Consider the following 21,367-nt stretch of genomic DNA (forward strand, 5'->3'; position numbering starts at 1 on the left):
TTGTGTGAAGTGATTCACATCTGCCGTGTCGATGGAGGCGCATTATAGGGAGTCAGCTCAGGAAGACAAGCGGAAAAATGCATTTTTATTTCAACCGCTCATCTTTTAGTCATTACACCGATTTTTGCTGCTTTTTTATCGCTTGCGGCAGGTCTGCCAGGCTATTTAACACCCAATCCGCCGCCGTTTCTGCTTCAGGGGTAATAGGTTTACCCGTACGCACCAGCACTTTTGTTCCCACGTTCGCCGCAGCCGCTGCCTGCATATCTTCTAATTTATCGCCCACCATATAAGAAGCGGCCATATCAATATGCAAATAATCGCGTGCCGACAAAAGCATCCCCGGATGTGGTTTGCGGCAGTCGCAGACCTGGCGAAACTCTTCAACACTACCCTGCGGATGATGCGGGCAATAATAGATGCCATCCAGATCAACATCGCGGTCCGCCAGCGACCAGTCCATCCACTCGGTCAGCGTTTCAAACTGTGCTTCAGTAAATTTACCGCGAGCAATGCCAGACTGGTTGGTTACTACCACCAGCGCGAAGCCCATTTTTTTTAGCTCGCGCATGGCGTCAATAACACCGTCGATAAATTCAAAGTTGTCGATCTCATGGACATAGCCGTGATCGACATTAATGGTGCCATCACGGTCAAGAAAAATTGCGGGTACGCTCTTCGCCACCTTTTATAGCTCCTTAATAAGGCATGTGACGCTAGTATCGCATGTTTCGACCAGCAAGAAAGTGCTCTTCGCATAAACCTGATTGATTTAGACGTCTGGATGCCTTAACATCCATTTCATTGACGGCGTTGCCCGTTCCAGGCATTCGAAATGCCACGACTAACTTAATGACGATAATAAATAATCAATGATAAAACTTTCGAATATCACCAAAGTGTTCCACCAGGGCACCCGCACCATCCAGGCGTTGAACAACGTCAGCCTGCATGTGCCAGCTGGACAAATTTATGGCGTTATCGGTGCCTCAGGCGCGGGTAAGAGTACGCTTATACGTTGTGTAAACCTGCTGGAGCGCCCAACCGAGGGTAGCGTGCTGGTCGATGGCCAGGAGCTGACCACGCTGTCAGAATCTGAGTTGACTAAAGCTCGCCGCCAGATTGGTATGATTTTCCAGCATTTTAACCTGCTCTCTTCGCGTACTGTTTTTGGCAACGTGGCTCTGCCGCTGGAGCTGGACAATACGCCGAAAGACGAGATCAAACGTCGCGTGACGGAATTGCTGTCATTGGTTGGTCTTGGTGATAAGCATGATAGCTATCCGTCGAACCTTTCCGGTGGGCAGAAACAGCGTGTGGCGATTGCCCGTGCATTAGCCAGCAATCCCAAAGTATTGCTGTGTGATGAAGCCACCAGCGCGCTGGACCCGGCAACGACACGTTCTATTCTCGAACTGCTGAAAGATATCAACCGCCGTCTGGGTTTGACGATTCTGTTGATCACCCACGAAATGGACGTTGTGAAGCGCATTTGTGATTGCGTGGCGGTCATCAGCAATGGCGAACTGATCGAGCAGGACAAGGTAAGTGAAGTGTTCTCGCATCCGAAAACGCCGCTGGCGCAAAAATTTATTCAGTCGACTCTGCATCTGGATATCCCGGAAGATTACCAGGAACGTCTGCAAGCGGAGCCGTTCACTGACTGCGTGCCTATGCTGCGTCTGGAGTTTACCGGTCAGTCGGTCGATGCCCCACTGCTCTCCGAAACCGCGCGTCGTTTCAACGTTAATAACAACATTATTAGCGCGCAGATGGATTACGCCGGTGGCGTTAAGTTCGGCATCATGCTGACTGAAATGCACGGCACACAACAAGATACGCAAGCCGCCATTGCCTGGCTGCAGGAACACCATGTAAAAGTAGAGGTACTGGGTTATGTCTGAGCCGATGATGTGGCTGATGGTTCGTGGCGTATGGGAAACGCTGGCAATGACCTTCGTATCCGGTTTTTTTGGGTTTGTGATTGGTCTGCCGGTTGGCGTTCTGCTTTATGTCACGCGTCCGGGGCAAATTATTGCTAACGCGAAACTGTATCGTACCGTTTCTGCGATTGTGAACATTTTCCGTTCCATCCCGTTCATTATCTTGCTGGTATGGATGATTCCATTTACCCGCGTTATTGTCGGTACATCGATTGGTTTGCAGGCAGCGATTGTTCCGTTAACCGTTGGTGCAGCACCGTTTATTGCCCGTATGGTCGAGAACGCCCTGCTGGAGATCCCAACCGGATTAATTGAAGCTTCCCGCGCAATGGGTGCCACGCCAATGCAGATCGTGCGCAAAGTGCTGTTACCGGAAGCGTTGCCAGGTCTGGTAAATGCGGCAACTATTACCCTGATTACCCTGGTCGGTTATTCCGCGATGGGTGGTGCAGTCGGTGCCGGTGGGTTGGGTCAGATTGGCTATCAATATGGTTACATCGGCTATAACGCGACTGTCATGAACACGGTACTGGTATTGCTGGTCATTCTGGTTTATTTAATTCAGTTCGCAGGCGACCGCATCGTCCGGGCTGTCACTCGCAAGTAACGTTCAACACAACATAAATAATTGAAGAAGGAATAAGGTATGGCGTTCAAATTCAAAACCTTTGCGGCAGTGGGAGCCCTGATTGGATCACTGGCACTGGTAGGCTGCGGTCAGGATGAAAAAGATCCAAACCACATTAAAGTCGGCGTGATTGTTGGTGCCGAACAACAGGTTGCAGAAGTCGCGCAGAAAGTTGCGAAAGACAAATATGGCCTGGACGTTGAGCTGGTAACCTTCAACGACTATGTTCTGCCAAACGAAGCATTGAGCAAAGGCGATATCGACGCCAACGCCTTCCAGCACAAACCGTATCTTGATCAGCAACTGAAAGATCGTGGCTACAAACTGGTCGCAGTAGGCAACACTTTTGTTTATCCGATTGCTGGTTACTCCAAGAAAATCAAATCACTGGATGAACTGCAGGATGGTTCGCAGGTTGCCGTGCCAAACGACCCAACTAACCTTGGTCGTTCACTGCTGCTGCTGCAAAAAGTGGGCTTGATCAAACTGAAAGATGGCGTTGGCCTGCTGCCGACCGTTCTTGATGTTGTTGAGAACCCCAAAAATCTGAAAATTGTTGAGCTGGAAGCACCGCAGCTGCCTCGCTCTCTGGACGACGCGCAAATCGCTCTGGCAGTTATCAATACCACCTATGCCAGCCAGATTGGCCTGACTCCAGCGAAAGACGGTATCTTTGTCGAAGATAAAGACTCCCCGTACGTAAACCTGATCGTGACGCGTGAAGATAACAAAGACGCAGAGAACGTGAAGAAATTCGTCCAGGCCTATCAGTCTGACGAAGTTTACGAAGCAGCAAACAAAGTGTTTAACGGCGGCGCTGTTAAAGGCTGGTAATTTTTAGGCTGTTTCCACAATTTGTAATATCATTCAGGACGGGCGCTTGCCCGTCTTGTCATTTTTACAAGCTCCTGATTCAATATTGACGTTTTGATCATACATTGAGGAAATACTATGCGTGCTTTACCGATCTGTTTAGTAGCACTCATGCTAAGCGGCTGTTCCATGTTAAGCAGATCCCCTGTCGAACCCGTTCAAAGCACTGCACCCCAGCCGAAAGCGGAGCCAGCAAAACCGAAAGCGCCGCGCGCCACACCGGTCCGAATTTATACCAATGCAGAAGAATTAGTCGGCAAACCGTTCCGCGATCTCGGTGAAGTCAGTGGCGACTCTTGCCAGGCCTCTAATCAGGACTCTCCGCCAAGCATTCCAACCGCGCGTAAGCGGATGCAAATCAACGCCTCTAAAATGAAAGCCAATGCGGTATTACTGCATAGCTGCGAAGTCACCAGCGGTACGCCAGGCTGCTATCGTCAGGCTGTATGTATCGGTTCTGCGCTTAACATTACGGCGAAATGAGCAGTTTCCAGTTCGAGCAAATAGGCGTTATTCGCTCGCCCTATAAAGAAAAATTCGCCGTTCCGCGCCAGCCAGGTCTGGTAAAAAGCGCCAACGGCGAACTGCATCTCATTGCTCCCTACAACCAGGCCGACGCCGTGCGCGGCCTGGAAGCGTTCAGCCATTTATGGATCCTTTTCGTCTTTCATCAAACGATGGAAGGCGGCTGGCGCCCAACTGTGCGTCCGCCTCGTCTTGGTGGTAATGCCAGAATGGGCGTTTTCGCCACACGCTCTACTTTCCGTCCTAATCCGATTGGTATGTCGCTGGTAGAGCTGAAAGAGGTTGTTTGCCATAAAGACAGCGTGATTCTGAAGCTTGGCAGTCTGGATCTGGTCGATGGGACGCCAGTGGTGGATATCAAACCGTATCTCCCCTTTGCCGAATCGCTTCCCGATGCCAGCGCCAGCTATGCGCAAAATGCGCCAGCGGCAGAAATGGCGGTGAGCTTTACCGCAGAGGTCGAAAAGCAGCTTTTGACACTGGAGAAGCGTTATCCGCAGTTAACGCTGTTTATCCGCGAAGTACTGGCGCAGGACCCGCGCCCGGCCTATCGTAAAGGTGAGGAAACGGGCAAAACCTATGCCGTCTGGCTGCATGATTTTAACGTTCGCTGGCGCGTCACCGACGCAGGTTTTGAAGTCTTTGCGCTGGAACCGCGTTAAATTCACGCCCTTCTCTTTTGACATTTCTTTTGCACTGGTAAACTAAATCACTTTTTTTGTCCCAGGCTCGCCTTGAGCCTGTTCTACCTTCCAACTGGAACCGTAACAACATGCGTACTAGCCAATACCTGCTCTCCACTCTCAAGGAGACACCAGCCGACGCCGAGGTGATCAGCCATCAGCTGATGCTGCGCGCCGGGATGATCCGCAAGCTGGCCTCCGGGTTATATACCTGGCTGCCGACCGGCGTGCGCGTTCTGAAAAAAGTCGAAAACATCGTGCGTGAAGAGATGAACAACGCCGGTGCGATCGAGGTGTCGATGCCGGTGGTTCAGCCAGCCGATTTGTGGCAAGAGAGTGGTCGTTGGGAACAGTACGGTCCGGAACTGCTGCGTTTTGTTGACCGTGGCGAGCGTCCGTTCGTACTCGGCCCAACTCATGAAGAAGTTATCACTGACCTGATTCGTAACGAGCTTAGCTCTTACAAACAGCTGCCGCTGAACTTCTATCAGATCCAGACCAAGTTCCGCGATGAAGTGCGTCCGCGTTTCGGCGTCATGCGTTCCCGCGAATTCCTGATGAAAGATGCTTACTCTTTCCATACTTCTCAGGAATCCCTACAGGAAACCTACGATGCAATGTATGCGGCCTACAGCAAAATCTTCAGCCGCATGGGGCTGGATTTCCGCGCCGTACAGGCCGACACCGGTTCTATCGGCGGCAGCGCCTCTCACGAATTCCAGGTGCTGGCGCAGAGCGGTGAAGACGATGTGGTCTTCTCCGACACCTCTGACTATGCAGCGAACATTGAACTGGCAGAAGCTATCGCGCCGAAAGAACCGCGCGCTGCTGCTACCCAGGAGATGACGCTGGTTGATACGCCGAACGCGAAAACCATCGCGGAACTGGTTGAACAGTTCAATCTGCCGATTGAGAAAACGGTTAAGACTCTGCTGGTTAAAGCGGTTGAAGGCAGTAGCTTCCCGCTGGTTGCGCTGCTGGTGCGCGGTGACCACGAACTGAACGAAGTTAAAGCAGAAAAACTGCCGCAGGTTGCCAGCCCGCTGACTTTTGCGACTGAAGAAGAAATTCGTGCCGTGGTTAAAGCCGGCCCGGGTTCACTGGGTCCGGTAAACATGCCGATTCCGGTAGTGATTGACCGTACCGTTGCGGCGATGAGTGATTTCGCTGCTGGTGCTAACATCGATGGTAAACACTACTTCGGTATCAACTGGGATCGCGATGTCGCTACCCCGGAAATTGCGGATATCCGCAACGTGGTGGCTGGCGATCCAAGCCCGGATGGTCAGGGTACGCTGCTGATCAAACGTGGTATCGAAGTCGGTCACATCTTCCAGCTGGGTACTAAGTACTCCGAAGCACTGAAAGCCTCCGTACAGGGTGAAGATGGCCGTAACCAAATCCTGACGATGGGTTGCTACGGTATCGGGGTAACGCGTGTGGTAGCTGCGGCGATTGAGCAGAACTACGACGAACGCGGCATCGTATGGCCTGACGCTATCGCGCCGTTCCAGGTGGCGATTCTGCCGATGAACATGCACAAATCCTTCCGCGTACAAGAACTTGCTGAGAAACTGTACAGCGAACTGCGTGCACAAGGTATCGAAGTGCTGCTGGATGACCGCAAAGAGCGTCCAGGCGTGATGTTTGCTGATATGGAACTGATCGGTATTCCGCACACTATTGTGCTGGGCGACCGTAACCTCGACAACGACGATATCGAATATAAATATCGTCGTAACGGCGAGAAACAGTTAATTAAGACTGGTGACATCGTCGATTATCTGGTGAAACAGATTAAAGGCTGATGCCAGAAAGGGTCCTGAATTTCAGGACCCTTTTTTACATGGATTGTATAAAATGGATAAACCAAAGGCGCACTACCGCCTGCTTCTCCCCTGCTTTATTTTGCTTTCAGCCTGTACCGTTGATATCAGCCAGCCGGGTTCATCAGCCACAGCGGTGGATGCCGAGGCAAAAACATGGGCAGTTAAATTCCAGCATCAAAGCTCTTTCACCGAACAATCAATAAAAGAAATAACGGAACCAGATCTCAAACCCGGCGATTTGCTTTTCTCCTCAAGCCTGGGGGTAACCTCATTTGGGATCCGCGTTTTCAGCACTTCCTCTGTGAGTCACGTTGCAATCTATCTGGGTGATAATAACGTTGCAGAAGCGACAGGCGCTGGCGTCCAGATTGTTTCCCTTAAAAAAGCGATGAAGCACAGTGATAAGCTTTTCGTTTTACGAGTCCCGGACCTTACCCCGCAACAAGCTACAGAAATCACCGCGTTCGCCAATAAAATCAAAGATAGCGGGTATAACTATCGCGGCATTGTCGAGTTCATTCCATTTATGGTGACCCGCCAGATGTGCTCACTAAATCCTTTTTCCGAGGATTTTCGCCAACAGTGCGTCAGCGGCCTGGCAAAAGCACAGTTAAGCAGTGTGGGCGAAGGAGGCAAAAAGTCGTGGTTTTGTTCGGAATTTGTCACTGATGCATTTGCCAAATCCGGGCATCCGCTTACGCTGGCGCAGTCAGGTTGGATTAGCCCTGCCGATCTGATGCATATGCGTACTGGTGATGTCTCTGCGTTTAAGCCAGAAACGCAGTTACAGTATGTTGGGCACCTGAAGCCTGGGATTTATATCAAGGCGGGTCGCTTTGTTGGGCTGACCAAGTGATAAAAGCCAGCCTCGTGTGCAAAATGCCGGATGCGGCGTGAACGCCTTATCCGGCCAACAAATCGTGCCAATTCAAAATATTGAATTATATGCTGTAGGCCTGATAAGCGCAGCGCATCAGGCATTTTTTCGTTTGTTTCTGTCTCAAGACGGGTTACAGCCCCAAACTGCCGCAATCCTTGTTCGGGTAAAATTTACCCGCCGTATCGGGCGCTAATACTTTGGTCGGCGCACCGGTATCAGGGTTTGCCTCAAGCGTAAAGTGACCTTCAACTGACAGTAACACCGGTTTTTCACTGCTGCCGCGAGCCGCCAGATAGCCACGTTCCAGCTCTGCGTTATTTGCCACCACGAATCGTTTTCCGGTCGCACAATCAGTAAAAGTTGCTGCGTCTGCCATATAGAAATACATGCCACGCAGGGTCATCGGCGTCATTGGCATGCTCGATTTTGCCGGTTCCAGCGTGTAGTTGAACTGCGATTCAATGGGATTACCTTCACGATCGAGCATCTCCAGTGCATCCCCTTTCGCTCGATAATATGACTTTTCACCTTTGCTGTCGGTTAATACCAGCTTGTCGGCAGTTCGCGCCCATGTACCGTAGGAGGCAAAGGATGAAGGCTCTTCACGAGCGCCAAGATAGCGTTCGTTCATCACCCAGGTTCCATCTTTTTCGAGGAACAGAGAGGTTTCGATCCCTTCGCAATCGGCACACGGCAGCACGCCGCGCCAACTTTGCGGCATCGGTTTCAGTTCGGCAGCCTGCGCCGGAGAAAGCGTATCGACTTCGGCCCGATTGTTACATCCCATCAGAGTAAAGAGGCTGATTACAGCCATCGCTGTCACTATCGCTTTTCTCACCATCCATTCCTTCTTTTTACTCCCGACCGCTGCGCACTTTGCCGCGCATCGCCTTCACGCTTGATTTTTGTGCCTTCGATGCCAGCCTGCGCTCTTTTGATGCGCGGGTGGGCCGCGTGGGTCGTCGGGCTTTTTGTTCTGTTGTTAATTCTTTAATCACTGCCACCAACCGGGCCAGCGCCGCTTCGCGGTTGAGCTCCTGACTACGGTATTCCTGCGCCTTAATGACAATCACGCCATCGCTGCTGATTAAATGATGGCTGGCGGCGAGCAGGCGCTCTTTGTAATACTCTGGCAGGCTGGACGCCCGAATGTCAAAACGCAGATGAATGGCCGTTGAGGTCTTATTGACATGCTGCCCACCCGCGCCCTGTGCACGAATAGCAGTGATCTCAAGCTCGTCATCGGGGATAGCAACATGTCGGGAAATCACAATCATGAAGGTTGTTGCCAGGCGGTTAAGTTCACTTCCAGATTATTCTTATCATCCGATAACCAGATCACGCCATCCTGAATCGTTGCCTGCAGCGTCATGGTACGATCGGCAAAGGCACTCACTTTCGCCAGCTGCTCGTCGTCCAGATACCAGACGGAAAGATTGGCAAACTGCGCACATTTGCTCTGATTTTGCTGCCACCAGATTTGCGCCGCCCGACTATTATAGGCAAACAGCGCCACTTCTGCGGCCTGGGTGCAGGCTTTCTTAATCCGTCGCTCATCCGGCAGCCCCAGTTCAATCCACAAATCAATGCCCAGGTGATCGTTACGCAGCCACGCTTCCGGCTCATCATCGGCACACAAACCTCGGGTAAATTGCAGACGTTCATCAGCATATTTCAGCCACGCCAGCAGGCGCAGCATCATGCGCTCCTGGGTTTCTGAAGGATGGCGCGCCAGCGTCAGAGAGGCATCGAGAAACTGGTTGCGGTCGAGATCGGCCACATTAACCGTCGCTTTATAAATTGTCGCTTTAAGCGCCATAAGAAAACTCCTTTCGAATCAGGAGGCCATTGTAACGGAATACGTGCAGTTGCGGCGCTGATATTGCAGAAATGAGTGTGGTATAGTCACCTTGCGAAACAGAGTTTATCTTCGTAGGCTTAGACTTGCATCCACGGTTAAGTCAGAGTGCTGACAGGAGGGCATGTGGAAAAATATTGTGAGTTAATACGCAAGCGGTACGCGGAAATCGCCAGCGGAGACTTAGGATACGTTCCGGACGCGCTGGGCTGCGTTTTGAAAGTGCTGAATGAAATGGCTGCCGACGACGCCCTTTCTGAGGCTGTCAGGGAAAAAGCAGCATACGCTGCGGCAAACTTACTGGTGAGCGATTATGTCAATGAATGATACGTATCAACCAATCAATTGTGATGATTACGATAATCTTGAGCTCGCCTGCCAGCATCATTTAATGCTGACACTTGAGCTGAAAGATGGCGAAAAATTGCAGGCGAAGGCCAGCGATTTAGTCTCCCGCAAAAATGTGGAGTATCTGGTCGTCGAGGCCGCTGGCGAAACCCGCGAGCTACGTCTGGATAAAATTACCAGCTTTAGCCACCCGGAAATCGGTACGGTGGTGGTGAGCGAGTCCTGATTGACTTTCGCCGGATGCGACGTTTGAAGCGTCTTATCCGGCTTTCACTTAACTAAGTGTTTTCTGCCAGATAAAACTTACGCCCTTCTCACCTTCAGCCACACCTTCTTGCGTCACAAATACCCCTGCCGCCGCAATCAGCGTTTCGCCATAAAACAGCAGTGGCGTGGTGTCACGTAGCCACGGCGGCACGCCCAGCTCTTGCCAGATTTTCTTCAGCTTACGTCCGCCGTTGCGCCCGACAATATGCAGCAATCCTGGCGCTTTAAAACGCACGCTGACCGCTTCGTCTGCACGTGGAGGGCGAATTTCCCCGCCCGCAGTAAGCTGCACGCAGCCTAGCCCCGCCGGTAATTCCAGCGGTTGTAGCCACGTCTGCCACGGCACAATGGTTTCGCTTTGCCCGGCGATGGATTTAATCCACCACAATTGCGACTGATAGCGGCGGATTTCAAACGCGCCAAAACGTAAACAGGGGGAAGCATCTTCCCGCGCCAGCGCCACTTCCTGCCAGATCCGCCCCAGCGCGTCGCGGGAAGGCATTGGGGCATTCAGCCCTGCCAGCCAGCGGCGGATAATCGCGGCGCGACGGGCATCACTCATCGCCAGCATTGGCGCAATCTGCAGCGTCCTTTGCGGCGTTTGGCAGTGCGCTAAATCATCCGCCAGCAGTTCATCCAGCAGGCTCTCTTGTTCGGCGCAAAGTGCGGCACTTCGGGCCGTCGCTTCGGCAAAATGTGGCCAACGCTGCTGCAATAACGGCACCACGCGCAGGCGCAGGAAGTTACGATCGTAGGAATCGTCCTGATTACTTTCGTCTTCAATCCAGCGTAAACCATGCGCCAATGCCCACTGCGCCAGTTCTCCCCGCGTACGGGCGAGCAACGGACGGATAAGCCGCGTTCCGGCAAACTCCGAGACTTCCCCCATAGCCGAAAGCCCGGCGGGGCCGCTTCCGCGTTTTAGCGCCAGCAGAAAGGTTTCACATTGATCGTCAAGATGTTGCGCTGTGACCAGCACTTCGCCAGGTAACAAGGTGCGGGCAAATGCCTGATAACGCGCCTGCCGCGCCTGGGCCTCAATGCCTAACCCCTCTTGCGCAAGCTGCACACGCTCGACCACCAGCGGCACCTGCCACTGCTGGCAGATGTTTTCGCAATGCGTAACCCAGGCATCAGCATTGGCACTTAACCCATGATGCACATGGATAGCGCGCAAAGCGACGCCCGGATTTTCCGCCCGCCACTGCACCAGTTGATGCAGCAGAACGGTAGAGTCAAGCCCGCCGCTAAAGGCCGCCAGAATCTGGCGTGAGGTGAGAAATTGTGTATTCAGTGTGAGTGTCATGATAGCGCGATTTTACAGTAGCGATGCCCGGCACGTTACCGGGCAAATGCAGTAATGACAAGCCTTACTGCTCATACAGTTCCAGCGGCAGTCCGTCAGGGTCGTTAAAGAACGTGAAGCGTTTTTGCGTGTATGGATCGACACGTATCGCTTCACATTTCACGTTATTGCTTTCCAGGTGCGCCACTGCCGTATCGATATCATCAACGCTAAAAGCCAGATGGCGCAGGCCGCAGGCTTCCGGTCGACTGGGTCGTTGCGGCGGAAACGGAAATGAGAAAAGCTCAATCACGTACTGCCCGTTAAGTGCCAAATCCCCTTTCCACGAATCTCGCGCTTCACGATAGACTTCGCTTTGCAACGTGAAGCCGAGAATGTCGCAGTAAAAAGCTTTGCTCACCGCATAATCCGTCGCAATAATCGCAATATGGTGAACCTGTTTTAACCCCAACATAGAATCTCCTGCATTGATATGATACGCACGTGCATCGCTATATATTGATAATACGCACAAATTACAGGAAAGATGAATCAGACATTTACACTGACTTTAAAACAACATCTCAAACGCCTGTAATAGCGGTTGAGATGCGGTTTGGTGAAGCGCTTTGCGGGAGATTACTCTGCGCTATTCTTGCTAACACTCTCGGCAATGCGGCGCAAATATTCGTTATTCTTAAACGCTATCATAATTAATTCGAAAGTCATACGACAGCTTATAAGACCAATGACGGTATAAGCTAACCCTAAAATAATGTTTCCGCTAAATATGGAGAAGACGCCGCCTATCAGTGTCAGCACCATAGCCAGCCAGTAAAAAAACACCAGAACACGCGGCATAAGAAGATGATCAAATCCTAAAATTGCTTTCATATTTTATCCTTAAAAATTCTATGAGATTGATAAATTTATATTATTTTTGACCACTGTGTATATTGGTATATGCCTCCGAAATCGGAGTTATCAACAGGAGTTCAAGAATTTTATGGCAGGAGAAAACGAAAGTAAGATTATCTAAATGTAATTTATAATATGACTAAATAAACTACATAGAAAAAAAGGCCACCGAAGTGACCCTTTTTCAGAACTTTTGCGAATTACGCGTAACCGTAGCTCATCAGGCGCTGATAACGACGATTTTTTAAATCTTCAGTGCTTAACACGTCGAGATCGGCCAGATCCGCCAGCAGTTGCGCTTTCAAAGACGCCGCCATCGCTTCCGGGTTACGGTGAGCGCCACCCAGCGGTTCCGGGATGATGGAGTCGATCAGTTTCAGTTCTTTCAGGCGCGGAGCGATGATACCCATCGCTTCAGCCGCCAGCGGCGCTTTGTCGGCGCTCTTCCACAGAATGGACGCACAACCTTCCGGCGAGATAACGGAATAGGTGCTGTATTGCAGCATATTCACTTTATCGCCCACGCCAATCGCCAGCGCGCCGCCAGAACCACCTTCACCGATAACGGTACAAATAGTCGGTACACTAAGGCGAGACATTTCACGCAGGTTGCGCGCGATGGCTTCAGACTGACCGCGTTCTTCTGCGCCCACGCCCGGATAAGCTCCAGGAGTGTCGATAAAGGTGATGATTGGCATCTTAAAGCGTTCAGCCATTTGCATCAGACGCAGAGCTTTGCGGTAACCTTCTGGTGCTGGCATACCAAAGTTACGGCGAATTTTTTCTTTGGTTTCACGACCTTTCTGATGGCCAATGATCATCACCGGACGACCGTCAAGACGTGCGATACCACCGACGATAGCTTTGTCATCTGCATACGCACGATCACCAGCCAGTTCGTCAAATTCATCAAATGCCAGGCGAACGTAATCCAGGGTATAAGGGCGCTGTGGATGGCGTGCCAGTTGGGCAATCTGCCATGCGCCGAGATCGGCGAAGATTTTACGTGTCAGTTCTACGCTTTTTTCACGCAGACGATGCACTTCTTCATCGATGTTAATATCCAGTTTCTCGTCCTGACGGCTAACCGCAGTCAGAGAATCGATTTTCGCTTCCAGCTCTGCAATCGGCTGTTCAAAATCAAGGAAATTCAGACTCATAGTATTCCTGTATTAGTCAAACTCCAGTTCCACCTGCTCCGAACCAATGAGGCCACGGAGATCGTTTAACAAACGATCGCTCGGAGAGACACGCCACGTCGCGCCAAAACGCAACCGCGCGCGTGCATCCGCCCTCTGATAGTAGAGATGTACTGGAATTGTCCCAGAGCGGTGGGGTTCCAGAGACTGACGGAGTCGGTTTAAAAGCTGGTCATCAATTTGCCTGTCCGTCAGCGAGATAGCAAGCCCGCGAGCATATTTTTCCCGGGCTTCGTCAATATCCATCACTTCGCGAGCGGTCATTTTAAGCCCACCGCTGAAGTCATCAAAGCTGACCTGTCCGCTGACGATAAGTATGCGGTCTTTTTCCAGCAATTGCTGGTATTTATCCAGGGCGTCTGTAAACAACATCACTTCCAGGCGCCCGGAACGGTCATCCAGCGTGCAGATACCGATACGATTGCCGCGCTTGGTGACCATAACCCGCGCGGCAACAACGAGCCCCGCAGCCGTGGTGACTTTACCACGTTCTGTCGGGTGCATGTCTTTCAGCCTTACGCCTCCGACATAACGCTCAATCTCTTTTAAATACTGATTGATAGGATGTCCCGTCAGGTACAGACCTAACGTTTCACGTTCCCCATCTAATACCACCTGCTCCGGCCAAGGCTGGCAGCTGGCGTAGGATTGTTCAATTTGTTCCGGCTCTTCGGCCAGCACGCCGAACATATCGGCCTGACCGATGGCTTCCGCTTTCGCGTGTTGATCTGCCGCTTTTAACGCATCGCCCAGCGAGTTCATCAGCGCCGCGCGGTGTGGACCCAGACGGTCAAACGCCCCGGACATGATCAGTTTTTCCAGCACTCGCCGGTTTAACTTTTTGGTGTCGGTACGAGCGCAGAGATCAAACAGTTCGCGGAAATAGCCGCCTTTATTTCGGGCTTCGATGATGGCCTCAATCGGACCTTCACCTACCCCTTTGATCGCGCCAATACCATACACGATTTCGCCGTCGTCGTTGACGTGGAAATGGTAAAGACCGGAGTTTATATCTGGTGGCAGGATTTTCAGCCCCATCCGCCAGCACTCATCCACCAGGCCCACCACCTTCTCGGTATTGTCCATATCGGCGGTCATTACCGCCGCCATAAACTCCGCCGGATAGTGCGCTTTCAGCCATAACGTTTGATATGACACCAAAGCATAGGCCGCAGAGTGCGATTTGTTAAATCCGTAACCGGCGAATTTCTCCACCAGATCGAAGATTTTCATCGCCAGTTCGGCGTTGATCCCGTTCTTTTCTGCACCTTCAGCAAATACAGAACGCTGCTTAGCCATCTCTTCCGGCTTTTTCTTACCCATCGCACGACGCAGCATATCCGCGCCACCGAGGGTATAACCAGAGAGCACCTGGGCAATCTGCATGACCTGTTCCTGATACAGGATGATGCCGTAGGTTGGCTCCAGTACCGGTTTCAGGCTTTCATGCTGCCACTGCACGTCCGGGTAGGAAATCTCTTCGCGACCATGTTTACGGTCGATAAAGTTATCCACCATCCCTGATTGCAACGGGCCGGGGCGGAACAGTGCCACCAGTGCGATCATATCTTCGAAGCAGTCAGGTTGCAGACGCTTGATCAGGTCCTTCATGCCGCGCGATTCAAGCTGGAATACCGCCGTGGTTTCCGAGCGTTGCAGCATGTCGAAGCTTTTCTTATCATCCAGCGGGATCGCGGCGATATCCAGCGGCGGCTCGCCATTCTTCGCTCGCCGCTTGTTGATCATCTCCAGCGCCCAGTTGATGATGGTGAGCGTACGCAGGCCGAGGAAGTCGAACTTCACCAACCCGGCGTATTCAACGTCGCTTTTATCAAACTGGGTGACCGGATGTTTGCCCTCTTCATCGCAATAAAGTGGCGCAAAATCAGTAATTTTTGTCGGCGCGATAACCACCCCACCGGCGTGCTTACCGGCGTTACGGGTGACCCCTTCCAGTTTGCGCGCCATGTCGATCAGCGCCTTAACTTCTTCATCCGCTTCGTAGATTTCCGGCAGCTGTGGCTCAGCTTCAAACGCTTTTGCCAGCGTCATCCCCGGATCGGGCGGGATCAGTTTCGAGATACGGTCGACAAAGCCGTACGGATGCCCCAGCACGCGGCCTACGTCGCGGATCACCGCTTTCGCCGCCATCGTACCGAAGGTGATGATCTGCGATACCGCATCACGACCGTACATGTCTGCCACGTGTTCGATCACCTGATCGCGTTTCTCCATACAGAAGTCAACGTCAAAGTCAGGCATGGAGACACGTTCCGGGTTAAGGAAACGTTCGAACAGCAGGTCAAATTCCAGCGGATCGAGGTCGGTGATTTTCAGCGCGTAGGCCACCAGTGACCCTGCACCGGATCCACGGCCCGGCCCTACCGGTACGCCGTTATCTTTCGACCACTGGATAAATTCCATAACGATGAGGAAGTAGCCCGGGAAGCCCATCTGGTTGATAACCTGAAGTTCAGTCTCCAGACGCTCGTCATATTCCGGGCGGCGCTTAACACGTTCTTCTTCATCAGGGAATAAAAATGCCAGACGCTCTTCCAGCCCCTCTTTTGCACGCTTGACCAGATAATCTTCAGTACTCATGTCCCCGGTCGGGAACTGCGGCAGGAAGTATTCACCAAGACGCACAGTCACGTTACAACGTTTGGCGATCTCAACGGTGTTGGCAAGGGCTTCGGGGATGTCAGCAAACAGCTCGCACATCTCCTCTTCGCTACGCATATATTGCTGCGGCGAATAGTTACGCGGGCGTTTAGGATCGTCGAGGGTAAAGCCGTCGTGGATCGCGACGCGGATTTCGTGTGCATCAAAGTCGCTGCTGTCGATAAAGCGCACGTCGTTGGTCGCCACGACGGGCAAACCGCGCGCTTCCGCCAGTTCCACCGCCGCGTGCAAATAGCTTTCTTCGTCCGGTCTGCCGGTGCGAATCAGTTCGAGAAAATAGCGATCCGGGAAGTGTTCTTCATAAAACGCGACACACTCGTCCACCAGTGCGCTGTTACCACGCAAAAGACTGCGTCCGACGTCGCCCATGCGCCCGCCGGAAAGAAGGATCAACCCTTCGTTTAATTCGATAAGCCAGTCGCGATCGATGATCGGTCCGGCGGCACCGTAACCGCGCTGATACGCTTTTGAGATCAGCAACGTCAGATTCTGATAGCCGGTATTGTTCGCCGCCAGCACCGTCAGGTGGGTTAACTCATCACCCAATAAGTCGCACTGGACATTAAAATCCGCCCCGACGATGGGCTTAATCCCTGCGCCATGTCCCGCTCCGTAGAACTTCACCAGACCGCAAAGGTTGGTGAAATCGGTGATCGCCAGCGCAGGCATACCCAACGCCGCCGCCTTTTTTACCAGCGGCGCGGTTTTGGCCAGGCCATCGATCATCGAGTAGTCGCTGTGCACCCGCAGGTGTACGAAACGTGGTTCAGACATCTTCAGATTCCGGTTTACTTAATCTCGACACAAGAATCAGGACGCAAGTCCCAGTGCGCGTTTGACAGGCCCAAAGCTGCGACGATGATGTTCAGTCGCGCCATATTCAGCCAGTTTTTCCAGATGAAAAGCGGTTGGATACCCTTTGTGTTGGGCAAAGCCATATTGTGGATAAACGATGTCCAGCGCCGCCATTTCAGCGTCGCGCGTCACTTTCGCCAGGATAGACGCAGCACTGATTTCCGGTACGCGGCTATCGCCTTTAACTACAGCCATCGACGGCATCGGTAATTTCGGGCAGCGGTTACCATCAACCAACACATATTCCGGCGCAATATGCAGCCCAGCGACGGCACGCTGCATCGCCAGCATGGTCGCGTGTAAAATATTCAGTTCGTCGATTTCATGAGGTTCCGCACGGCCCAGGCTCCAGCTTAACGCTTTCTCTTTGATCTCTTCACAGAGCGTAAGACGACGTTTTTCACTTAGCTTTTTGGAATCATTCAACCCGACAATCGGGCGCGCCGGATCGAGGATCACGGCAGCGGTAACGACCGCGCCAACCAACGGCCCGCGCCCAACTTCATCCACACCTGCAACCAGATTCGTGTGCGGATAGACAAATTCGATCATTGTGCTAACTCCAGAACGGCTTGTGCCGCCTGCTCATCGGCATTGCAGCGGATCTGCTGATGCAACTCGCGGAAGGTGTCGTGCATCGCGTGGCTGGTTTTCCCGTTCGCCAACAGCGGTAACAGCGACTCAGCCAGTTTTTGCGGCTCACACTCTTCCTGCAATAATTCTTTAACTAACTCTCTGCCCGCCAGCAGGTTTGGCAGCGAGACATAATCGGTTTTCACCAGCCGCTTCGCCAACCAGAAGGTGAAAGGCTTCATGCGATACCCCACCACCATCGGGCATTTCGCCAGCATGCACTCCAGTGCAGCCGTACCCGATGCCAATAGCGCCGCATCGCTGGCGACCATCGCCTCACGGCCCATTCCATCCAGCATATGAACCGACAGGTCTGGCGCGACTTCAGCTTTGATGCGTTCAAACTGCTCACGGCGTTTGGCATTTACCAGCGGCACCACGATCTCCAGCTCAGGGTACGTCTGGCGCAAAAGCTGGGCAGTTTTCAGGAAATCGGCGCTAAGCATCTCAACTTCCGCGCCACGACTTCCCGGCAACAGCGCCAGACAGTGGGCATCGTGAGGGATCCCCAGCACATCACGCGCGGCGTTTTTATCTGGATCTAACGGCATGGCATCAGCCATGGTGTGACCGATAAAACGGCACGGCACGTTATATTTGTCATAAAACGCTTTTTCGAAAGGCAGAAATGCGAGCACCAGATCGGTGGCTCTGCCTATTTTGAAAACGCGTTTCTGTCGCCACGCCCAGACGGACGGACTGACATAATGAATGGTTTTGATACCCTGCTTTTTAAGGTTACCTTCAAGGGTAATATTGAAGTCAGGCGCATCAATACCGACAAAAACATCTGGCTTCAGTTCGCCAAAACGCTTTGTCAGATCGGCACGAATATGCAGTAAGCGACGCAGACGCCCGAGCACTTCAACAATGCCCATCACCGCCAGCTCTTCCATTTCGTACCAGGCTTCGCAACCTTCGCCTTGCATTCGTGGCCCGGCAACACCAACAAAGCGGGCATTGGGCACACGTTCTTTCAGAGCACGGATTAAACCGGCCCCCAGGATATCGCCGGAGGTTTCTCCGGCGACCAGGGCAATCGTTAATGGACGCTGTTCAGTCATTAACGAATCAGACCGCGCGTTGAGCGTGCAAAGAAATCGGTAAACGCTTTCACTTCCGGATATGTTTCCGCCAGTTCAGCAATTTCCGGTTTCACTTCATCGAGCGTTTTACCGCTGCGATAAATCAGCTTATACGCATTGCGGATAGCGGTAATCGCCTCACGGCTGAATCCGCGGCGCTTCAGCCCTTCGATATTGACACCGAACGGTGTTGCATGGTTACCCTGCGCAATGACATAAGGAGGGACGTCCTGCGCCACACCAGAGCAACCGCCTACCATCACGTGCGCACCAATGATGCAGAACTGATGGACTGCGGTCATGCCGCCGATGATCGCGAAGTCGTCTACCGATACGTGACCCGCCAGCGTTGCGTTGTTGGCGAGAATGCAGCGGTTACCTACCGTACAATCGTGCGCAATGTGCGCGTTGATCATCAGTAAGTTGTCGCTGCCCACCTTCGTCAATCCACCGCCCTGGACCGTGCCACGATGAATGGTGACGCTTTCGCGAATGCGGTTACGATCGCCGATTTCCACGCGGGTCGGTTCGCCAGCATATTTCAGATCCTGGTTAACTTCACCGATGGAGGCGAACTGATAAATCTCATTGTCGCGGCCAATTTTAGTATGACCATTCACGACAACGTGAGATTTCAGTACGGTACCCTCACCAATTTCGACATGGGGTCCAACGATACAAAAAGGACCAATGTGGGCGTTAGCGCCAATCGACGCGCCCTCTTCCACAATGGCAGTTGGATGCACAAAGGCGGATTTATCAATCACGTATCAGGCCTCCCGGCTACGAGCACACATCATCGTTGCTTCGCAAACTACTTTACCGTCGACCAGAGCAACCCCTTTAAAACGGGTCAGGCCGCGGCGCGTTTTTTCGAAAGTGACTTCCATGATCATTTGATCGCCTGGCACGACCGGGCGCTTGAAGCGCGCTTCGTCAATACCGGCGAAGTAGTACAGCTCACCCGGTTCCAGTTTTCCTACGCTTTTAAACGCCAGAATACCTGTTGCCTGTGCCATAGCTTCCAGAATCAGCACACCCGGGAAAATCGGTTTTCCAGGGAAATGGCCCTGGAAGAATGGCTCATTGACAGAGACATTTTTTACTGCGCGCAGAAAACGACCTTCTTCAAAATCCAGCACGCGATCCACCAGTAAGAACGGAAAACGGTGCGGCAGAAGTTCTAAAATCTCTTCAATCTGCAGAGTATGAGTGTTAGTAGTCAAGATACTCTTCCTGTCAAAATATAAGAAACGACAATAATAACACGGCCTGCCGCAATCGTAAGAATGAGACAGGCCGTAAAGTTTGGCGAACAAAAGATGGAACGTTAGTCTTGTTGATTAACCTTGCGCTCAAGCGACTTCAGACGCTTGCTCATGTCATCAATGTTCATCACCAGTGCAGCGGTTTTGCGCCAGACTTTGTTGGGTTGCAGCGGAATGCCTGAGGAATAGACGCCTGGTTCAGTGATGGGACGCATCACCATACCCATGCCCGTAACCGTCACTTTATCGCATATTTCCATATGCCCGTTGATTACGCTGGCACCGCCGATCATGCAGTAACGACCAATTTTCAGGCTGCCCGCCATAATGACGCCACCGGCAACCGCCGTATTGTCGCCAATCACGACGTTATGTGCAATCTGGCACTGGTTATCAATGATCACGCCATTGCCAATAACGGTGTCGTCCAGCGCACCGCGATCGATGGTGGTACATGCGCCGATCTCCACGCGATCGCCAATAATTACGCGACCAATCTGCGGGATCTTCACCCAGTTACCACGATCGTTGGCATAGCCAAATCCGTCTGCGCCTACCACAGTTCCGGATTGGATCAGGCAATTCTGACCAATCTGGATCTCATGGTAAATCGTCACGTTCGCCCAAAGACGCGAACCTGCACCGATTTTGCTGTTTTTACCAACGAAGCAACCGGCACCGATAACCACGTTATCGCCCAGTTCAACGCCGGACTCAATCACCGCGTTAGCGCCAATTGATACGTTGTTACCCAGCTTCGCCGTCGCGTCGATCACTGCACTCGGTGCAATGTTTTGCGCGGGCTGTGGCGTGGTATCTAAAATTTGCGCCATGCGCGCGTAAGTCAGGTAGGGATTCTTCACTACCAGCGCGGCACTTTTCGCGAAAGGGAGATCGTCCTGAGTCATGACAACCGCGGACGCCTGGCACAAGCCTAAATGTTCACGGTATTTAGGGTTAACCATGAACGTGATGTGACCTGTTTGTGCAGATTGCATGGACGCAACGCCGGTGATGACGATATCGCCATCACCGTGTAGTTCTGCATCCAACTGCTGCGCTAAATCAGCCAGTCGAATTGAAGGCATTACTTATTTAACCTGTTTCAGTACGTCAGCAGTGATGTCTTTTACATCGCTGCTGTTGTAAGCAACGGCGTTTGCGTCAACAACCAGATCGATGCTCTGGCTGCTGGCAACGGATTTCACAGCAGTCTGGATACGAGTAACCAGTTTACCGCGTTCTTCGTTGGAACGACGTGCACGATCCTGCTCAAAAGCCTGCGCTTTCTGAGCAAAAGTCTGGCGCTGAGCCATCACGTCTTTTTCCAGCTTAGTGCGATCGCTGCCGGCTTTCATGGACTGCAGCTTTTTCATTTTAGCTTGCAGATCAGTTTCCATACGCTGCAGTTCGCTGGCACGGCCTTTGAACTCATTTTCCAGCGTGTTAGAAACACCGGTTTTCTGTGCTACCTGCTGAAACAGGCTGCCCATATTGACGATTGCAATTTTGTCAGCCGCCTGAGCAGAAGTTGCCAGTGCTAAACCGAGACCTGCCGCTAATAACCACTTTTTCACAATAAACTCCTTACCATCCCATTTGCACCGG

General features: G+C 52.2%; 24 protein-coding genes. 9 read left to right on the forward strand and 15 right to left on the reverse strand.

Annotated features, from left to right (window positions below):
* Positions 1–112: 112 nt before the first annotated feature.
* On the reverse strand, positions 113–685 hold the full coding sequence (gene gmhB / locus FEK46_RS11265) for a D-glycero-beta-D-manno-heptose 1,7-bisphosphate 7-phosphatase (RefSeq protein ID WP_130205052.1): 573 nt from the start codon (positions 683–685) through the stop codon (positions 113–115).
* A gap of 187 nt (positions 686–872) precedes the next feature.
* Here gmhB and metN point away from each other — a divergent pair, with 187 nt between their 5' ends.
* The 7 genes from metN to FEK46_RS11300 all read left to right on the forward strand — a co-directional run bounded on the left by metN (position 873) and on the right by FEK46_RS11300 (position 7,337).
* The gene (metN, locus tag FEK46_RS11270; RefSeq protein ID WP_000593990.1) at positions 873–1,904 is read left to right on the forward strand and encodes a methionine ABC transporter ATP-binding protein MetN; all 1,032 of its coding nucleotides are present in this window, start codon (positions 873–875) and stop codon (positions 1,902–1,904) included.
* Positions 1,897–2,550: a methionine ABC transporter permease MetI gene (locus tag FEK46_RS11275; RefSeq protein ID WP_135560054.1), complete on the forward strand. Its 654-nt coding sequence runs from the start codon at positions 1,897–1,899 to the stop codon at positions 2,548–2,550. Before metN ends, FEK46_RS11275 begins: the two co-directional genes overlap by 8 nt.
* Before the next feature lie 39 nt (positions 2,551–2,589).
* Positions 2,590–3,405, forward strand: a complete 816-nt coding sequence (metQ, locus tag FEK46_RS11280; protein WP_000874224.1) for a methionine ABC transporter substrate-binding lipoprotein MetQ — start codon at positions 2,590–2,592, stop codon at positions 3,403–3,405.
* Positions 3,406–3,522: 117 nt separating this feature from the next.
* On the forward strand, positions 3,523–3,927 hold the full coding sequence (gene rcsF / locus FEK46_RS11285) for an Rcs stress response system protein RcsF (RefSeq protein ID WP_001202329.1): 405 nt from the start codon (positions 3,523–3,525) through the stop codon (positions 3,925–3,927).
* Positions 3,924–4,631 carry a tRNA (N6-threonylcarbamoyladenosine(37)-N6)-methyltransferase TrmO gene (gene tsaA, locus FEK46_RS11290; protein WP_130205048.1) on the forward strand — a complete coding sequence of 236 codons (708 nt, stop codon included), beginning with the start codon at positions 3,924–3,926 and terminating at the stop codon, positions 4,629–4,631. Before rcsF ends, tsaA begins: the two co-directional genes overlap by 4 nt.
* A 110-nt stretch (positions 4,632–4,741) precedes the next feature.
* A complete protein-coding gene (gene proS, locus FEK46_RS11295; RefSeq protein ID WP_001260707.1) occupies positions 4,742–6,460 on the forward strand; it encodes a proline--tRNA ligase in 1,719 nt (572 codons plus the stop codon).
* Positions 6,461–6,512: 52 nt separating this feature from the next.
* Entirely contained in the window at positions 6,513–7,337 is an 825-nt protein-coding gene (locus tag FEK46_RS11300; protein ID WP_135560055.1) for a YaeF family permuted papain-like enzyme, read from the forward strand.
* 154 nt (positions 7,338–7,491) lie between these two features.
* On the opposite strand, the gene nlpE is transcribed toward FEK46_RS11300, so the two are convergent.
* From nlpE to FEK46_RS11315, 3 genes are read right to left on the reverse strand one after another with little or no spacing between them, the layout of a single operon-like run.
* Positions 7,492–8,202: an envelope stress response activation lipoprotein NlpE gene (gene nlpE, locus FEK46_RS11305; RefSeq protein WP_135560056.1), complete on the reverse strand. Its 711-nt coding sequence runs from the start codon at positions 8,200–8,202 to the stop codon at positions 7,492–7,494.
* Between the two features lie 13 nt (positions 8,203–8,215).
* Positions 8,216–8,638: an alternative ribosome rescue aminoacyl-tRNA hydrolase ArfB gene (gene arfB / locus FEK46_RS11310; protein ID WP_130205042.1), complete on the reverse strand. Its 423-nt coding sequence runs from the start codon at positions 8,636–8,638 to the stop codon at positions 8,216–8,218.
* Positions 8,635–9,180: a YaeQ family protein gene (locus FEK46_RS11315; protein WP_001185282.1), complete on the reverse strand. Its 546-nt coding sequence runs from the start codon at positions 9,178–9,180 to the stop codon at positions 8,635–8,637. The genes arfB and FEK46_RS11315 overlap by 4 nt, the downstream gene beginning before the upstream one ends.
* A 165-nt stretch (positions 9,181–9,345) precedes the next feature.
* Between FEK46_RS11315 and FEK46_RS11320 the strand changes: the two genes are divergently transcribed.
* Together FEK46_RS11320 and rof are read left to right on the forward strand one after the other, a co-directional pair.
* The gene (locus FEK46_RS11320) at positions 9,346–9,546 is read left to right on the forward strand and encodes a YaeP family protein (protein WP_000417058.1); all 201 of its coding nucleotides are present in this window, start codon (positions 9,346–9,348) and stop codon (positions 9,544–9,546) included.
* Positions 9,533–9,793 carry a Rho-binding antiterminator gene (rof, locus tag FEK46_RS11325; protein WP_000062312.1) on the forward strand — a complete coding sequence of 87 codons (261 nt, stop codon included), beginning with the start codon at positions 9,533–9,535 and terminating at the stop codon, positions 9,791–9,793. The genes FEK46_RS11320 and rof overlap by 14 nt, the downstream gene beginning before the upstream one ends.
* A 48-nt stretch (positions 9,794–9,841) precedes the next feature.
* Here rof and tilS read toward each other — a convergent pair whose 3' ends face one another.
* From tilS to skp, 11 genes are all read right to left on the reverse strand, one after another.
* Positions 9,842–11,140: a tRNA lysidine(34) synthetase TilS gene (tilS, locus tag FEK46_RS11330; protein ID WP_135560057.1), complete on the reverse strand. Its 1,299-nt coding sequence runs from the start codon at positions 11,138–11,140 to the stop codon at positions 9,842–9,844.
* Between the two features lie 64 nt (positions 11,141–11,204).
* A complete protein-coding gene (locus FEK46_RS11335; RefSeq protein ID WP_130205038.1) occupies positions 11,205–11,594 on the reverse strand; it encodes a VOC family protein in 390 nt (129 codons plus the stop codon).
* A 164-nt stretch (positions 11,595–11,758) separates the two neighbouring features.
* Positions 11,759–12,013 carry a DUF4282 domain-containing protein gene (locus FEK46_RS11340; RefSeq protein ID WP_130205036.1) on the reverse strand — a complete coding sequence of 85 codons (255 nt, stop codon included), beginning with the start codon at positions 12,011–12,013 and terminating at the stop codon, positions 11,759–11,761.
* Positions 12,014–12,237: 224 nt separating this feature from the next.
* Positions 12,238–13,197 carry an acetyl-CoA carboxylase carboxyl transferase subunit alpha gene (accA, locus tag FEK46_RS11345; protein WP_000055746.1) on the reverse strand — a complete coding sequence of 320 codons (960 nt, stop codon included), beginning with the start codon at positions 13,195–13,197 and terminating at the stop codon, positions 12,238–12,240.
* Between the two features lie 12 nt (positions 13,198–13,209).
* Entirely contained in the window at positions 13,210–16,692 is a 3,483-nt protein-coding gene (gene dnaE / locus FEK46_RS11350; RefSeq protein WP_130205034.1) for a DNA polymerase III subunit alpha, read from the reverse strand.
* 36 nt (positions 16,693–16,728) lie between these two features.
* On the reverse strand, positions 16,729–17,325 hold the full coding sequence (gene rnhB / locus FEK46_RS11355; protein ID WP_135560058.1) for a ribonuclease HII: 597 nt from the start codon (positions 17,323–17,325) through the stop codon (positions 16,729–16,731).
* Positions 17,322–18,470 carry a lipid-A-disaccharide synthase gene (gene lpxB / locus FEK46_RS11360; RefSeq protein WP_130205030.1) on the reverse strand — a complete coding sequence of 383 codons (1,149 nt, stop codon included), beginning with the start codon at positions 18,468–18,470 and terminating at the stop codon, positions 17,322–17,324. Before lpxB ends, rnhB begins: the two co-directional genes overlap by 4 nt.
* Positions 18,470–19,258: an acyl-ACP--UDP-N-acetylglucosamine O-acyltransferase gene (lpxA, locus tag FEK46_RS11365; protein WP_000565966.1), complete on the reverse strand. Its 789-nt coding sequence runs from the start codon at positions 19,256–19,258 to the stop codon at positions 18,470–18,472. Before lpxA ends, lpxB begins: the two co-directional genes overlap by 1 nt.
* Before the next feature lie 3 nt (positions 19,259–19,261).
* On the reverse strand, positions 19,262–19,717 hold the full coding sequence (fabZ, locus tag FEK46_RS11370) for a 3-hydroxyacyl-ACP dehydratase FabZ (RefSeq protein WP_000210739.1): 456 nt from the start codon (positions 19,715–19,717) through the stop codon (positions 19,262–19,264).
* 104 nt (positions 19,718–19,821) lie between these two features.
* Positions 19,822–20,847, reverse strand: coding sequence for a UDP-3-O-(3-hydroxymyristoyl)glucosamine N-acyltransferase (gene lpxD / locus FEK46_RS11375; protein WP_064524990.1), 1,026 nt, complete (start codon positions 20,845–20,847; stop codon positions 19,822–19,824).
* Between the two features lie 3 nt (positions 20,848–20,850).
* Complete coding sequence (gene skp, locus FEK46_RS11380; protein WP_000758958.1) at positions 20,851–21,336, reverse strand: molecular chaperone Skp; 486 nt, start codon at positions 21,334–21,336, stop codon at positions 20,851–20,853.
* Positions 21,337–21,367: the final 31 nt, after the last annotated feature.

The organism is Escherichia sp. E4736 (assembly GCF_005781225.1).
GTDB lineage: Bacteria > Pseudomonadota > Gammaproteobacteria > Enterobacterales > Enterobacteriaceae > Escherichia.